13 protein-coding genes are annotated in these 14756 nt (G+C 58.4%); 8 read left to right on the forward strand and 5 right to left on the reverse strand.

Going from position 1 to position 14756, the window contains the following annotated elements; all coding sequences use genetic code 11:
* Positions 1-1536 (reverse strand): histidine ammonia-lyase, encoded by a 1536-nt coding sequence (gene hutH, locus QRN85_RS22735; RefSeq protein WP_284760212.1) that lies wholly within the window; start codon positions 1534-1536, stop codon positions 1-3.
* Positions 1533-2792, reverse strand: a complete 1260-nt coding sequence (gene hutI / locus QRN85_RS22740) for an imidazolonepropionase (RefSeq protein WP_284760214.1) — start codon at positions 2790-2792, stop codon at positions 1533-1535. Before hutI ends, hutH begins: the two co-directional genes overlap by 4 nt.
* A gap of 87 nt (positions 2793-2879) precedes the next feature.
* Between hutI and QRN85_RS22745 the strand changes: the two genes are divergently transcribed.
* The 7 genes from QRN85_RS22745 to pncB all read left to right on the forward strand — a co-directional run bounded on the left by QRN85_RS22745 (position 2880) and on the right by pncB (position 10299).
* On the forward strand, positions 2880-4223 hold the full coding sequence (locus tag QRN85_RS22745; RefSeq protein WP_284760216.1) for a formimidoylglutamate deiminase: 1344 nt from the start codon (positions 2880-2882) through the stop codon (positions 4221-4223).
* A gap of 88 nt (positions 4224-4311) precedes the next feature.
* Complete coding sequence (locus tag QRN85_RS22750) at positions 4312-5241, forward strand: DMT family transporter (RefSeq protein WP_113092136.1); 930 nt, start codon at positions 4312-4314, stop codon at positions 5239-5241.
* A 397-nt stretch (positions 5242-5638) separates the two neighbouring features.
* Positions 5639-6745: a DUF475 domain-containing protein gene (locus tag QRN85_RS22755; RefSeq protein WP_284760217.1), complete on the forward strand. Its 1107-nt coding sequence runs from the start codon at positions 5639-5641 to the stop codon at positions 6743-6745.
* Positions 6746-7084: 339 nt separating this feature from the next.
* Positions 7085-7429 carry a MarR family transcriptional regulator gene (locus tag QRN85_RS22760; RefSeq protein WP_113170382.1) on the forward strand — a complete coding sequence of 115 codons (345 nt, stop codon included), beginning with the start codon at positions 7085-7087 and terminating at the stop codon, positions 7427-7429.
* Between the two features lie 56 nt (positions 7430-7485).
* Complete coding sequence (locus QRN85_RS22765; protein WP_284760218.1) at positions 7486-8346, forward strand: C40 family peptidase; 861 nt, start codon at positions 7486-7488, stop codon at positions 8344-8346.
* Positions 8347-8434: 88 nt separating this feature from the next.
* Positions 8435-8791, forward strand: coding sequence for a hypothetical protein (locus tag QRN85_RS22770; protein ID WP_062587525.1), 357 nt, complete (start codon positions 8435-8437; stop codon positions 8789-8791).
* A gap of 203 nt (positions 8792-8994) precedes the next feature.
* Positions 8995-10299 carry a nicotinate phosphoribosyltransferase gene (gene pncB, locus QRN85_RS22775; RefSeq protein ID WP_062587527.1) on the forward strand — a complete coding sequence of 435 codons (1305 nt, stop codon included), beginning with the start codon at positions 8995-8997 and terminating at the stop codon, positions 10297-10299.
* 33 nt (positions 10300-10332) lie between these two features.
* On the opposite strand, the gene QRN85_RS22780 is transcribed toward pncB, so the two are convergent.
* Positions 10333-11730, reverse strand: a complete 1398-nt coding sequence (locus QRN85_RS22780; RefSeq protein WP_284760222.1) for a leucyl aminopeptidase family protein — start codon at positions 11728-11730, stop codon at positions 10333-10335.
* Between the two features lie 248 nt (positions 11731-11978).
* Here QRN85_RS22780 and QRN85_RS22785 point away from each other — a divergent pair, with 248 nt between their 5' ends.
* The gene (locus tag QRN85_RS22785; protein WP_082469706.1) at positions 11979-12692 is read left to right on the forward strand and encodes a tetratricopeptide repeat protein; all 714 of its coding nucleotides are present in this window, start codon (positions 11979-11981) and stop codon (positions 12690-12692) included.
* A gap of 56 nt (positions 12693-12748) precedes the next feature.
* Here the strand turns inward: QRN85_RS22785 and QRN85_RS22790 are convergent, their stop codons facing one another.
* Both QRN85_RS22790 and QRN85_RS22795 read right to left on the reverse strand, forming a co-directional pair.
* Positions 12749-13735, reverse strand: coding sequence for a type II secretion system F family protein (locus QRN85_RS22790; RefSeq protein ID WP_113092070.1), 987 nt, complete (start codon positions 13733-13735; stop codon positions 12749-12751).
* Between the two features lie 7 nt (positions 13736-13742).
* Positions 13743-14747 (reverse strand): type II secretion system F family protein, encoded by a 1005-nt coding sequence (locus QRN85_RS22795; protein WP_062587534.1) that lies wholly within the window; start codon positions 14745-14747, stop codon positions 13743-13745.
* Positions 14748-14756: the final 9 nt, after the last annotated feature.

A 14756-nucleotide genomic window follows, 5' to 3' on the forward strand; every position in this document is an offset into this window, starting at 1 on the left:
TCATCCCTCCAGTTTGGGCAGAATGCCGTCCGAAATGACCGAAACGAGCGAGCCGGATGCGATCAATTCCGATGCAGCCTTCAGATCGGGAGCCATGTAACGGTCATCATCCAGCGAGGGAATGACGCCGCGCAGCACGTCAACGGCTTTGAGCAATTCCGGGCTGGTCTTCAGCGGTCCGCGCAATTCCACGCCCTGAACGGCAGACAATGCTTCGATGCCGAGAATGGCAAACAGGTTTTCCGTCATCGGCAAAAGCCGCCGCGCCCCATGGCACGCCATGGAAACATGGTCTTCCTGGTTTGCTGATGTTGGCGTCGAGTCCACCGAGGCCGGGTGAGACATCTGCTTGTTCTCGCTCATCAGGGCTGCGGACGTCACCTCGGCAATCATCAGGCCGGAATTGAGCCCCGGCTTTTTCGACAGGAACGCGGGCAGGCCGTAGGACAGAGCGGGATCGACCAGCAGGGCGATACGGCGCTGGGCGATGGCACCGATTTCGCAGATCGCCAGTGCCGTCTGGTCGGCGGCAAAGGCCACCGGCTCGGCATGGAAGTTGCCCCCGGAAACAACCGAATTGTCGGAGAGAACAAGCGGATTGTCGGTGACCGCGTTGGCTTCGATTTCCAGGGTACGCGCGACCTGTCGCAGAAGGTCGAGGCAAGCGCCATCCACCTGCGGCTGGCACCGGATACAATAGGGGTCCTGCACGCGCTCATCGCCCTCGATGTGGCTGACCCGAATTTCCGAGCCCTCCAGCAGGGTGCGAAGCGCAGCTCCGGCGTCGATCTGGCCCTTATGGCCGCGCAGCGCATGAATATCCGGGTGGAACGGCGCGGAAGACCCCATCGCGGCATCGGTGGAGAGAGCGCCTGTCACCAGCGCGGCCTGTGCCGCCCGGTGTGCCCGAAACAGCCCGGCCAGCGCCAGCGCAGTGGACGTCTGCGTGCCGTTGATGAGCGCCAGACCTTCCTTTGCCGCAAGGACGACAGGCTTGAGCCCCGCCTTCTCCAGCGCGTCTGCGGCGCTCATGCAGGCGCCGCCGTAAAATGCCTCGCCTTCACCCATCATAACGGCGGCCATATGCGCAAGCGGTGCCAGATCGCCGGATGCGCCGACCGATCCCTTTTCCGGGATGGACGGGATCACGCCCTTGTCCAGCATGTCCTCGATCAGCCGCACGAGTTCCAACCGGACGCCGGAGGCTCCACGGCCGAGCGAGATCAGCTTCAGCGCCATGATCAGGCGAACGACATTTTCCGGCAATGCCGCGCCCACGCCGCAGCAATGCGAAAGAATGAGGTTGCGCTGGAGCGTTGCCACATCCGCAGCATCGATACGGATCGATGCCAGTTTTCCAAAGCCCGTATTGATGCCGTAGACCGGGGCGTTGCCAGCCGCGATCTCCGCAATACGCCGGGCGGCCTTTTCAATGCCCGCCTCGAAGGACGAATGAAGCCTTGCCGCGCCATTGTTCCAGTAGATGTCAGCGAGATCGCCAAGCGTTACGGAGCCGGGGTAAAGAATGATGCTCATGGTTTGATGGTCCGTCCTTTGAAAACATGCGCATGAAGTGGATTAAAGCCGATGCGGTAGACAAGCTCGGCAGGTCGTTCGATGTCCCAAATCGTGAAGTCAGCTGATTTTCCGGTCTGCAAAGTGCCGGTTTGCGCCGAGAGGCCCAGAGCTTTCGCCGCGTTTCGGGTCGTGCCCGTCAGGCATTCGTCGACCGTCAGACCAAACAGGGTTGCGCCCATGTTCATGGTCAATAAAAGTGATGTCAGGGGCGAGGTTCCGGGGTTGCAATCGGTCGCCAGCGCCATGTCGACGCGCAGGTCGCGAAGCATCTGCACCGGCGGTTTGCGTGTTTCCCGCAAGGCATAAAATGCGCCGGGAAGAAGGACCGCAACCGTGCCTGCCTTTGCCAGCGCGCCTGCCCCCGCCTCGTCCAGATACTCCAGATGATCGCTGGAAAGGGCGGAATAGGACGCCGCAAGCTCTGCACCGCCAAGATTGGACAATTGTTCGGCGTGAAGTTTGACCGGCAGACCCAGGGACTTCGCCTTTTGAAAGACAAGCTTCATCTCTTCGACAGAAAATGCGATGCCTTCACAAAAGCCGTCGACGGCATCGATCAGCCCCTCGGCATGGCCGCGCTCCATACCGGGCAAGACAATGTCGGAGATGTAATCTCTGTTGCGGCCCTTGTATTCGGGCGGGGTGGCGTGGGCCGCCAGATAGCTGGTGACGATCCGCACGGGGCGCAGCTGTGCCAACCGACGCGCCACCCGCAGCATCTTGAGTTCCGTTTCGATATCGAGGCCATAGCCCGATTTGATTTCCACCGTCGAAACGCCCTCGCCAAGAAGCGTATCCAGACGCCGCAGCGCTTGTTCGGTCAGTTCTTGCTCGGAAAGGCTGCGGGTGGACCGCACGGAGGAAAGAATACCACCGCCCGCCCTGGCGATCTCCTCGTAAGCAGCGCCATTCAGCCGCATCTCGAACTCCATGGCGCGATCACCGCCGAAGACCAGATGGGTGTGGCAATCGATGAGGGCGGGGGTAATCCAGCGACCAGCGCAATCGAAACGCTCGCCAGCCATGGCAAGGTCGCCAGGAAGCTCTTCCTGCAGCCCCGCAAAGGCTATTTTTCCATTACGAACGGCAATGATACCGTTTTCAACAATTCCAAGGCCGGGCAGGGTTGGGGCGAGGGTCGCCAGCCTCGCATTGTACCAAAGCGAGATGCTGTTTCCCTGTCCGCCGACGGTTGAATTGAAGTTTGCGGTCATGCCAGATTTTCCTTCCCCTGGGTTTAATATGTATATACATAATGGACCCGTAGGCAAGTGCCATGATCAGGAAATTGAGGTGCTCGAATGTGGATCCACGCCGAAACCGCTTTGTTGCCAGAGGGTTGGCAGAACAATGTCAGGCTCGAAATTGTCGATGGCAAGATCGCTTCGGTCGCCACCGGTGTCCCGGCGCAAGCTGGTGACGACCGGCAACAGCTTCTTGTGCCTGCGATGCCCAACCTCCACAGCCACGCATTTCAACGCGCCATGGCAGGTCTGGTCGAAAGGCGAGGAGAGACGGCCGACAGTTTCTGGAGCTGGCGCAAGCTCATGTATCATTTCGCACTGACCATGACGCCGGATCAGATGGAAGCGATCGCCGCGCAGCTCTACATGGAAATGCTGGAGGCGGGTTTCGGGCGTGTCGGCGAGTTTCACTATCTCCACCACGACAGGGACGGCGGGCATTACGCCAACATTGCCGAAATGTCGGAGCGCATCGCCTCGGCGGCGTCGCACACAGGAATTGGGCTGACACTCTTGCCCGTTTTATACGCCCATGCGGGTTTTGGCGGGCTGGCACCGGTCGAAGGGCAGCGGCGTTTCATCAATGGTCCCGATAGTTTTGCGCAGCTTTTCGAGGCTGCGACCCGGGTGGTTTCGACGCTGCCCGGTGGCGTCATTGGCGTGGCTCCCCACAGCCTGCGCGCGGTAACGCCGGAAGAACTGGCCTTCGCCACCCGGCTCGCACCTTCGGCCCCTCTGCATATTCACATCGCCGAACAGGTCAGGGAAGTGGAGGATTGCCTTGCATGGTCCGGCCAGCGACCGGTGGAATGGCTGCTGGACAATGCGGATGTGACGGACCGGTGGTGCCTGATCCACGCCACACACATGACGCAGGAGGAAACGGTTGGCCTTGCCCGCAGCGGCGCGGTGGCGGGACTTTGCCCGGTAACCGAGGCCAATCTCGGTGACGGTACGTTTCCCGCCCGCCAGTTCATCGATGCCGGTGGAGCGCTGGGCATAGGGTCCGACAGCAATGTGCTGATCGGCGTTGCCGATGAGTTGCGGCAGCTAGAATATTCACAAAGGCTGGCTGATCGTGCGCGCAACGTGCTGGCGCCCGCGGGCGGATCGACCGGCAGAGCCCTGTTCGATGCCGCCATTGTCGGTGGCGCGCAATCTCTGGGAACAAGGGCAGGCATCGCAGAGGGCCTTTCGGCAGATTTCCTGTTGCTCGACACATCGGCAGCACCCTATCTGACCCGTGACGATGTGCTGGATGGATGGATATTTGCCGGTCTCGCAAAGCCTGACACCGTCTGGATCAATGGCAGGCCGGTTGTGCGTAACGGGCGGCACGTGCAGCGTGACGTCATTTCAAAACGCTTTCTCGCGGCCATGAGAGACCTCATGTTAAAATAGATATCCCTAAATTACACATCTGCTCACCCCAGGGCTTGACTTGGAAAAGGGCCTCATCGATCCATGGAATCTCCAGGGAGTGCAGATAATGCCCAATTTCATCCGCCAGCTTTCCCCCACCGGTCTTGGGGTGGCTGTCATGCTGCTCGGTATGCTTCTTTTTGCGTTGAATGATGCCATGGGCAAATGGCTGGTCTCCACCTATAGTCTGGGGCAGGTCATCCTGATCCGCAGCGCCGCTGCACTCATCGTTCTCGTTCCCATTCTCTGGCGTGCGAACATATCCAGTGTCCTGCGCGTCGAGCGCCCCATGCTGCAGGCTTCCCGTGCGATGTTCTCGACAGCAGAGCTGTTCTGCTTCTACTTTGCCGTCAAGGCGTTGCCCCTGGCGGATGTGATGACCTACTGGCTCGCCGCACCGATCTATGTTGCGGCACTGTCACCATTCCTTCTCGGTGAAAAAGTCGGCTGGCGGCGCTGGACGGCAATCGCCATCGGCTTTGTTGGCGTGCTCATCGCGCTCAAGCCAAGCTCGGCATCGCTCACACCAGCCGCTCTCTTTTCCATTCTGGGCAGCGCGGCCTTTGCATTCATGATGCTGTCAGGCCGTCAGCTGAGGAATACGCCGGATACCGTGCTTGCGTTCTGGCAGATCATCGGTGCGGCCCTTGCCGGGATCGTCGCAATTGCCGTCACGCCAGACGGATGGGTGCCGTTGAAATCAGGCTTCGATCTCTCCCTGCTTGCCCTTCTCGGTATCGTCGCCATGGCTGCGCATATGCTCGTCAACAGGGCGCTCAAGCTGGCGGATGCAGCGACGGTTGCACCGCTGCAATATACGCTGCTGCTCTGGGCTGTCGTCTTTGGCTGGCTGATGTTTGGCGATATTCCACAGCCAAGCATTGTCATCGGAGCGGGGCTCATCGTTCTGTCCGGTCTTTACATCTTCTTTCGGGAAAATGCGCTCAAACGCAGGCTGGCAACAGCCGCAAACGCGCCGCTCGAGGACGTCGTCTAGCTCGTCCCGCTGCCATTTTCCCATGGTGAAAGAAGCATCCGGTTAAAGCGGCGCGATCTTGGTCGCAAAGATGGAGATGCAACTTTTATTTGCATTATCGGCTATATTAGCCGCGATTAATCTGAATTGGCCGCGAAAAACAACTTTAAACTTGACGAAATCAAAACTTTGAGAGACTACAGCCTGACATGGCCCCTGACATCGGGCCTTGATTGAACTTTGGTGCCGGGCCCCTCTGGCGAGAGTTTTACGGCGCTCTCGCGATGTCGGTACCGCCTGCTTATGACGCCGGCGGATTTAAACCCATGAATAATCTGACCATGCATTCCATGCGTGCGCTTTGCGCAATGCCTGCTCCACGTTTTCCCGTTCGGCCAGCAAGCGCGGGGGCACTGTGATGACACCGACAACAAAATCCTCACTCACCTATTTCAAATGGGCCTTCATCGTTACCGTCGTCGGCCTTTTGCTGGGCGGTTGGCTCGGTTGGGAAATGACGGGAACGGTCAGCGGCACCGCAACGATCTTCTTCATCTGTGCCGTTCTGGCGGTTCTGGAAATCTCCCTTTCCTTCGATAACGCCATCGTCAATGCCAACAAGCTGAAAGAAATGACGCCGGAATGGCAGCATCGCTTCCTGACCTGGGGCATTCTGATCGCAGTTTTCGGTATGCGTATCGTGTTCCCGCTGCTCATCGTCGTCATCGCGGCCAATGTCGGTCCGTGGAGTGCCATGGTCATGGCCGCGACGGAGCCTGAGCGCTACGCCCAGATCATGCAGGACGCCCATTTGCCGATTGCGGCCTTTGGCGGAACCTTCCTGATGATGGTTGGCCTCAGCTTCTTCTTCGACCATGAGAAGGACGTTCACTGGGTTCGCTGGTTTGAGGAAAAGATCGCAACCTATTCGTCGATCAAGGGCATCGAGATCGCCTTTGTTCTGGTCGTCATGCTGATCTTCTCGCGCATCATCAGCAACAGCGATGATCCGAGCCTCGGTCCCGAAGCTGCGACGCTCTTCTTCAGCTCAGCCATCTGGGGTCTGCTGACCTTCCTTCTGGTCGAAGTTCTCGGTGGCATTCTGGACCGCAGCCAGCAGGTGCTGGAAGGCGCAGCCAAGGGCGGCTTCGGCGCGTTCCTCTATCTCGAAGTGCTGGATGCCAGCTTCTCCTTCGATGGCGTGATCGGTGCCTTTGCGCTGACCTCCAACCTGTTCATTATCGCCATTGGTCTTGGCATCGGTGCCATGTATGTGCGCTCGATGACCATCATGCTGGTCGAAAAGGGAACTCTGGCCGAGTACCGCTATCTCGAGCACGGCGCATTCTACGCCATCCTCATTCTCTCGGTCATCATGTATGTCCAGAGCCTTGTCCACATCCCAGAGGTCATCACCGGTCTGGGTGGTGCGGCTCTCATCGGTCTCTCCCTGTGGTCCTCCATCCGCTACAACAAAAAGGAGCGGGCACGGGAGATTGAAGGCGGACAGGGCGCAGAAATCTAAGCTCTCAAAGAATGCGCCAGCTCTATCGGGCGGCGCATTTTTGTGCGAGGCGGAAATATCGCTTAAAATCTAGGCTTCGGTGACTGCGTCATCGCAGCCTTTCTGTTTTCCATGGCCTGGAAAAGATGGTGTTTCGGCGCCTCAATCCAACTGGCACGTTTGATGCTTCTCTACTGTCAAGTCCAGAGGGGACATGTCGCTCAAAATGAGCACAGCAGCCGCCGCCAGACCGATGCGCCAGTTTTGGCCTTCGTGATTGGCGGCGGTTTCGTTTTGTTCACTGATTTGCGCCAAGATTGGCGGATATGACCACGCCACACAAAGAAACGGAGTTGGAACGTGTCTGTCGAACTGTCCCCTAGTCAGGCGCTGGGCCTTTGGCACAGGGTCGTGCTTGCACAGGTCGAGCAGGATGCGCCTGATCTCACATCACGGCAGATGGCCTTGCTGCTTCACATCTATCTCGTTCCGCCGCCGCACACGGTAAGAGGGCTTGCCACCGTGCTGGGCGTCACCAAGCCGGTCATTACGCGAGCGCTCGACAGCATGGGGGCGATGGGGCTGGTTGACCGCGAGCGCGATAGCCGTGACCGCCGCAATGTCATCATCAAGCGCACGGTCAGCGGTGCTCTCTATCTGGAAAAATTCGGCGATCTCATCATCGAACATGCCCGGAGGGCTTAGCGGGCGGTGCCGAAACGTGTATTCCGGTAAAGCTGAAAGACATGAGGTAGGCCGAAATGACAGAAACCGAAACGAAACTCGATCGTCGCCTGAATATCTTTCGTCCCGATCTGGCCGATGAAAAACTTCAGGGCAAGGTTACGGCAGAGCGTTTCGTCAAAGGCTCACCCGCGCAGATAACGGTTCCTGTCATCGGGCTGAGACCGAAGCCGGATCTGACCGCCGGTATCGATACGGAACTGCTTCTGGGCGAAACACTGCAGGTCTTCGAAAGAAGCAATGGCTGGGCCTGGGTGCAGGCCGATGCGGATGGCTATGCGGGCTACCTGCCGGAGACGGCATTCGGTGAAACCGTTGTTGCTACACATCGCATCTCAGCGCCGCGCACCTTCCTTTACCCGCAGGCCGAACTCCGCAAGCCACCGCTTGCGGCGCTGTCCATGGGAAGCCTTGTCCGCTTCGTCGGTGAAGAGGAAACACGCGGCACCCGTTACCTGATGACGGAAAAGGGCGAGGGCGTCATTGCCGCCCATTGCCAGAGCGTCGAAGAGGCGCAGGCCGGCGACTACGTTTCCATTGCCCTTCGGTTTCTGGAAACGCCCTATCTTTGGGGCGGTCGCTCGGGATTCGGTATCGATTGCTCCGGTCTCGTTCAGCTTTCCATGGCGATGACGGGTAAATCGGTCCTGCGGGATACCGATATGCAGGTAAAATCCGTCGGCAGCGAAATTGAGCGCGCGGATCTCCGCCGCGGTGACCTTGTCTTCTGGAAGGGGCATGTCGGCATCATGGAAGACGAGAAAACGCTTCTCCACGCCAATGGCCATACCATGAATGTGGCACGGGAAAATCTCGACGAAGCGATCAAGCGCATCGGTTGGCTTTACGAATTGCCCACGGCCTTTCGTCGCCCCTGAGCTTCACGAAAACGTTTGGCGCATCGGCTGTTCTCGCCCATGCGCCGCTCTATATATGGGACAGAGATGTTTCCCGCAGGACCAGACGATGGCACGATCAGCAATCATTCCGGTAATTGTTTTCAGCAGTCTTTTCGCAGCCTCGGCGGTTCAGGCGCAGACGGTCTATGAAAATGGCTATATGCCAGCGCCGGACGCCTATGCCAATCTGCCAGGCGTGAAGGATCCGAAAACGCTGCAGCCGAAAGAGCGCTACAATTGCCACACGACGTCGGTCGCTTCATCCTATCCCGATGGCCCGTATCGCGATGTTTTCGGCAGCAGTGGTCTGGCCGTTCAGGGTTATCGTTGCACAGGTTCTGCAGGTGCCTCTGCCACCGGCACACGCGTGCCCACGTCGAAGGACTGGTATCCCGGCATCAATCCGCCAGCGGTTGATTTCTGATCGCACGCCGCTCCATGCGTTTTTTTGCCAGCACGCTCCTCCGGGCAGCTTTAGAACCATCTCTGCTGCAAGCGGTCTGGACTTGCCGCTGTCTTATCAGATAAGTCTTTGTTTGCGGAGCGGATCAGGCTCTTGAAGGCTCAAGGCCTTTTCGAAATGCGCGGCGATACCGGCGAGGTCCGGTTCGGGGGATAGCAGCAGCAATGACGAAGACAGATATCGCGACCCGTGTACACAATCACACATGGAAGCTCGACCCCATCATCCGCAGCCTCATCGATACGGATTTCTACAAGCTATTGATGTTGCAGATGATCTGGAAACTCTATCCGGAGGTCAATGCCACATTCTCGCTCATCAATCGCACCAAGTCCGTAAAGCTTGCCGATGAGATCGATGAGATGGAGTTGCGCGAGCAGCTGGACCATGCACGCAGCCTGCGGCTTTCTAAGAAGGAAAGCATCTGGCTCGCGGGTAACACATTCTATGGTCGCTCGCAGATTTTCGAGCCGGAATTCCTGTCATGGCTGGATAGCTACCAGCTGCCCGAATATGAGCTTTTCAAGCGCGATGGCCAGTATGAGCTGAATTTTCACGGCCGCTGGATGGATACCACGCTATGGGAAATCCCAGCACTCGCCATCATCAACGAGTTGCGGTCACGCAGCGCCATGCGGTCGCTGGGTTATTTCACGCTCGACGTGCTCTATGCCCGCGCCAAGGCCAAGATGTGGGAAAAGGTCGAGCGACTGAGAGAGTTGCCGGGCTTGCGCATTTCCGACTTCGGAACACGCCGTCGCCACAGCTTTTTGTGGCAGCGCTGGTGCGTGGAAGCCCTGAAGGAAGGCATCGGCCCGGCCTTTACCGGCACGAGCAATGTATTGCTGGCTATGGATTCCGATCTGGAAGCGGTCGGCACCAATGCGCACGAGTTGCCCATGGTGGTTGCGGCCCTTGCTGAGACCGACGAAGAACTGGCGGCCGCGCCCTATCAGGTCATGAAGGACTGGAACCGTCTCTATGGTGGCAACCTGCTGATCGTCCTGCCTGATGCATTCGGCACCGCGGCTTTTCTGCGCAACGCCCCTGAATGGGTTGCCGACTGGACGGGATTTCGTCCCGACAGCGCCCCTCCCAAGGAGGGCGGTGAGAAAATCATCGAGTGGTGGCAGAAGATGCACCGTGACCCGAAGAAAAAGCTGCTCATTTTCTCCGATGGTCTGGACGTCGATGCGATCATCGACACCTATAAACACTTTGAAGGGCGTGTGCGGATGAGTTTCGGTTGGGGCACAAACCTGACCAATGATTTTGCCGGATGTGCGCCAAAGACCATCGAAAGCTTGAAGCCCATATCGATTGTCTGCAAGGTCATCGATGCCAATGGCCGCCCCGCCGTCAAACTGTCTGACAATCCGCAGAAAGCGACGGGCGAGCCGCATGAGGTCCAGCGTTATCTGAAATTCTTTGGTCAGGAAGACCGCAAGGAACAGATCGTCCGGGTGTGAAGCGAGGGCGTCTTCGCGCCCTCGCGGTCGCGCCTACTTCTTCGCGAAGCTGCGTGAAATATAGTGGAACAAGGCGCGTATGGCCTGCGCTTCGCCGCCTATGGAAGAATGCGGGCGTTCGCTCAAGGACCAGCCATAGATGTCGAAATGAGCCCATTTCTTCGTCTGCGTCACAAAACGCTTGAGGAAGAGTGCGGCGGTAATCGACCCTGCCATGCCGCCGGCGGGCGCGTTGGTAATATCGGCTGCGCGTGAACGTATGTCCTTGTCATAGCCCATATAGAGCGGGAGCCGCCATAAGGGGTCGTCCACATCGATGCTGGCTTCGGCGATGCTGTGCGCCAGATCCTCGTCGTCGGTGAAGAAGGGCGGTACATCCGGACCCAGAGCAACGCGGGCAGCACCCGTCAGTGTCGCCATATCGATCATCAGATCCGGCGCATCCTCATCGGCATAGGCCAGGGCATCGGCCAGAACCAGTCTGCCTTCGGCATCGGTATTGTCGATCTGTACCGTCAGGCCCTTGCGGCTCTGGTAGATGTCGCCGGGGCGGAAGGCATTCGAAGAGATCGAGTTTTCAACCGCAGGCACGAGGACCCGCAGGTTGACCGGCAGTCGCGCATCCATGATCATCAGGGCCAGGCCAAGCACGTTGGCGGCGCCGCCCATGTCCTTCTTCATCAGCGCCATGGATGACGATGGCTTGATGTCGAGGCCGCCCGTATCGAAGCAGACACCCTTGCCCACCAGCGTCAGACGTGGATTGCCCTTCTTGCCCCATGTAATTTCCAGAAGCCGTGGTGCACTTTCGCTGGCGCGACCGACCGCATGGATGAGAGGGAAGTTTTCCTTCAGAAGATCCTCCCCGGAAACGACCGATACATGCGCCTTGTAATGCGCTGCAAGGCTGCGAAATGCGATTTCCAGCTGGTCCGGGCCCATGTCGTTGGCAGGCACGTTGATCAGGTCGCGGGCGAGATAGACCCCGGCCAGAACACGCTTGATCTCGGCATCTTCAGCGTCGCGAGGGATCAGAAGCTTTGCGCCGCTTCCCTTGACCGTGCGGTACTTGTCGAAGCGATATGCCCCGAGGCCAAAGCCCATGATAAGACGATTGACCGTCAGCGGTGCCGTTTCGATGTGCCAGTCGCCCTCGGGCAATTCCCGGGCCAGCTTGCCGGTAATGAAGGGCAGTTCCGACGGGTTGGTACCGAGACCAAGAAGCGCGCCCCCCAGTGCGCCTTCCGCGGAAGGGATCAACAGAATCGCGCCCGCATCGGCCTTGAAACCTGCCTTTTTCGCCCAGTCCAGCGCGATAGGATCAATCGCACCCTGTTCGATATGGGCCGGCGTCACGGCAAAAACAGGCAGCGTCTTGCCCGCTTTGGAACTGAAAGGCGTGGTGCGTTCGATATATTGATAGAGGGCCATAGGCTGCTTTCGTAAAGCTCAAGAATCGGCAAATTAACACTCTGTTAGGGTTAACAGATTATTGCTGGAGCGAGGGTTGCGTCGCGTGAATCACGCTTCCAAAGCCCTATCTGCAACCGAACCGGGGCGATGTCATGATTGCTGTTTTTAACATCTCAGCGTGTCGGACGACATTGCTTCGCAGCACATGCGCCGTTGCTCTTGCGCTTTTTCTTGGCGGTTGCGGTGCCACCAACAAGCCTGACCGCATCTCGACCGGGTCAGTGGCTCCGGTTTCTCACTCCTATGATCAGATGAACATGGAGCAGTTGAAACAGGCGGAAGCTTCCATGGGCAAGGCCTATGAGCGCAACCCGAAGGATCGCAACACTGGCCTCAACTACGCCAATCTTCTGATGATGACGGGAAAGAACACGCAGGCTCTGGCCGTCATGCAGCAGGTGGCCATCGCCTATCCGGCAGACCGCGAGGTTCTGGCATCCTATGGCAAGGCGCAGGCAGCCGCGGGCCAGCTGGAGCAGGCGCTCAACACCATTAACCGTGCGCAAACGCCGGATCGTCCGGACTGGCGCCTTTTTTCAGCCGAAGGGGCGGTTCTGGACCAGCTCGGCCGCTCGAACGAAGCCCGCGCCAAATACCGTCAGGCGCTGGATCTAAAGCCGAACGATCCGAGCATCCTTTCCAATCTTGGCATGTCCTACGTGCTTCAGAGCGATCCCCGCACCGCCGAGACCTATCTTCGCTCCGCAGCGTCGCAGCCCGGTGCCGATAGCCGCATTCGCCAGAACCTGGCGTTGGTGGTAGGCCTTCAGGGGCGTTTCGAAGAGGCGCAACGCATTGCCATGCAGGAATTGTCCGCCCAGCAGGCGCAGGCAAATCTCGCCTATCTGCGTGGCATGTTGGCCCAGCAGAATGCCTGGTCGCAGCTTTCCGACAAGAACAAAAAAACCGCCACCAACTGATCCGGTCTCATCGCTTTTCAGTATGCCTTTCACATCGACCCTGCCTAAGGACGGTGTCAGAATGTGTCGGCGATGCGAATGCCCGCCGGGCCGAGAATGACGGCCACCAGGACGGGTAGAAAGAACAGGATCATCGGCACAGTCAGTTTCGGGGGCAGGGCGGCGGCTTTCTTTTCCGCCTCGTTCATTCGCTCGTCGCGGCCTTCCTGCGCCAGAACCCGCAAGGCCTGCGCCAGCGGCGTTCCATAGCGTTCCGCCTGGATAAGGGCCTGCACAACGCTTTTCACACCATCCAGCTGCGTTCGAAGCCCGAGGTTTTCGAGCGCCGTGCGCCTGTCTTGCAGGAACGACAATTCGGCGGTCGTCAGCACCATCTCTTCAGCCAGTTCCGGAGACTGGTCGGCCATTTCCTCGGCCACCCGGCGCATGGCTGCTTCCATGGAAACACCAGACTCGACACAGATCAACATCAGGTCCAGCGCATCCGGCCAGGCGCGCTTGATGGATTTCTGTCGCTTGGACATCTGGTTGGAAACGAAGATGTTGGGCGCGTAGAACCCCAGATATCCAAAGCCGAGAACGACCATGAGGCGCAGGCCGAAGGGTCTTTCGCCGAGATTTCCCATCATGAACACCCACAGGAACGCCAGGATTAGGAAGACGAAGGGAAGAATGAAACGTGCTGCAAGGAATGTATTCAACGCATTCTGCGAGCGATAGCCGGCGGCTCGGAGCTTGTTGACCGTATTGGCATCGACGAGTGCTTCGCGCAGATTGAAGCGTTCAACGATCTTGCTTGCCGATTTGTTGTTGTTGGCGCGCAGTGTGGCCTTGCCCCCCTTGGAGGCTTCGCTCATGCGGTCGCGCTCCCGGCTTCTGATCTGGTCTCTCTCCGTCGAGACGGCCTTCATGCGTTTGGAGAGGTCACCCTTGTCGAAATAGGGAGCGGCCAGCGTATAGAAGGTGGCAAAGACCGCAATGGATACCAGCACGGCAACGATAAGATGCAGATTGGTGAGGCTGGAAAGAAGTTGATCCGTCATGACTGCCTCAAATATCGAAGTTGATCATCTGGCGCATGACGAGAATACCGATGGACATCCAGAGCGCCGATACGCCCAGAATGAGATGTCCACGCGTATCGGTAAACAGCACCATGATGTAGTCTGGTGAGGTGAAATAGACGAGCATTGCCACGATGAAGGGAAGAGCGCCGATGATGACCGCCGAAGCTTTCGCCTCCATGGAAAGGGCGGAGACCTTGGCCTTCATCTTGCGCCTTTCGCGCAGGACCTTGGAGAGATTGGCGAGAGCCTCCGACAAATTGCCGCCCGCCTGCGCCTGAATGGTGATGACAGTGCCGAAGAAGTTCACTTCCGACAGCGGCATGGTCAGCATCATGCGGTTGATGCCCTCAGGAATGCTCATGCCAACCTGCTGCGCTTCCACGACCCGCTGAAACTCGCTCTTGACCGGCTCCTGGCCGTCGGAGGCAATCAACCGCACCGAGTCGTTGAGCGGAAGACCTGACTTGATGGAGCGGTACATGACGTCCAGCGCATTGGGAAACTCTTCCAGAAACCTGTTCTGGCGCCGTTTGACGAGAAAACTCAAGACCCATCTGGGCAGCCCCAGTGCGCCGACAAATCCGCCACCCAATGCCAGCAGCAATGGAGCTTCATACAGCAGGGCTACCAGAAACACGACCAGTCCAAGACCGCCGCTCATGAGGTAGAATTTTCGCACGGATATGGAGAGACCAGCCTGGACCAGCCTGCCGCGCAGGCTCGTATCCTTCCGGTCCTTCAGTTTTTCACTCTGCTTGCGTTCAAGATCCTTGAGCGTATCCTGCACCGATTTCCGGCGCTTGCTCAGCTCCTGCACCCGGTCGCGCGCGGCCTTGATCTTGGTGTGGTCGGTTTCTGCGGATTTGACACGGCTTACCCTGCTTGCCGTCTTCTTCTCCACCTCTATCTGGGAAAACAGAAAGACGTAGGCAATCGCTCCTGCCGATATGGCGACGAGAACGATAAGCAGCATCACCGACATGTTCATCTAGTGTCC

Source organism: Agrobacterium sp. fls2-241-TYG-188a, assembly GCF_030209845.1.

What these genes read in the sequence shown, in the direction of transcription:
- QRN85_RS22750 (WP_113092136.1), top strand. Translation starts at nt 4,312, where the DNA reads ATGCCCAATTTCATCCGCCAGCTTTCCCCCACCGGTCTTGGGGTGGCT.
- hutH (WP_284760212.1), bottom strand. Translation starts at nt 1,536, where the DNA reads ATGAGCATCATTCTTTACCCCGGCTCCGTAACGCTTGGCGATCTCGCT.
- QRN85_RS22795 (WP_062587534.1), bottom strand. Translation starts at nt 14,747, where the DNA reads ATGAACATGTCGGTGATGCTGCTTATCGTTCTCGTCGCCATATCGGCA.
- QRN85_RS22780 (WP_284760222.1), bottom strand. Translation starts at nt 11,730, where the DNA reads ATGGCCCTCTATCAATATATCGAACGCACCACGCCTTTCAGTTCCAAA.
- pncB (WP_062587527.1), top strand. Translation starts at nt 8,995, where the DNA reads ATGACGAAGACAGATATCGCGACCCGTGTACACAATCACACATGGAAG.
- QRN85_RS22770 (WP_062587525.1), top strand. Translation starts at nt 8,435, where the DNA reads ATGGCACGATCAGCAATCATTCCGGTAATTGTTTTCAGCAGTCTTTTC.
- QRN85_RS22755 (WP_284760217.1), top strand. Translation starts at nt 5,639, where the DNA reads ATGACACCGACAACAAAATCCTCACTCACCTATTTCAAATGGGCCTTC.
- hutI (WP_284760214.1), bottom strand. Translation starts at nt 2,792, where the DNA reads ATGACCGCAAACTTCAATTCAACCGTCGGCGGACAGGGAAACAGCATC.
- QRN85_RS22765 (WP_284760218.1), top strand. Translation starts at nt 7,486, where the DNA reads ATGACAGAAACCGAAACGAAACTCGATCGTCGCCTGAATATCTTTCGT.
- QRN85_RS22745 (WP_284760216.1), top strand. Translation starts at nt 2,880, where the DNA reads ATGTGGATCCACGCCGAAACCGCTTTGTTGCCAGAGGGTTGGCAGAAC.
- QRN85_RS22790 (WP_113092070.1), bottom strand. Translation starts at nt 13,735, where the DNA reads ATGACGGATCAACTTCTTTCCAGCCTCACCAATCTGCATCTTATCGTT.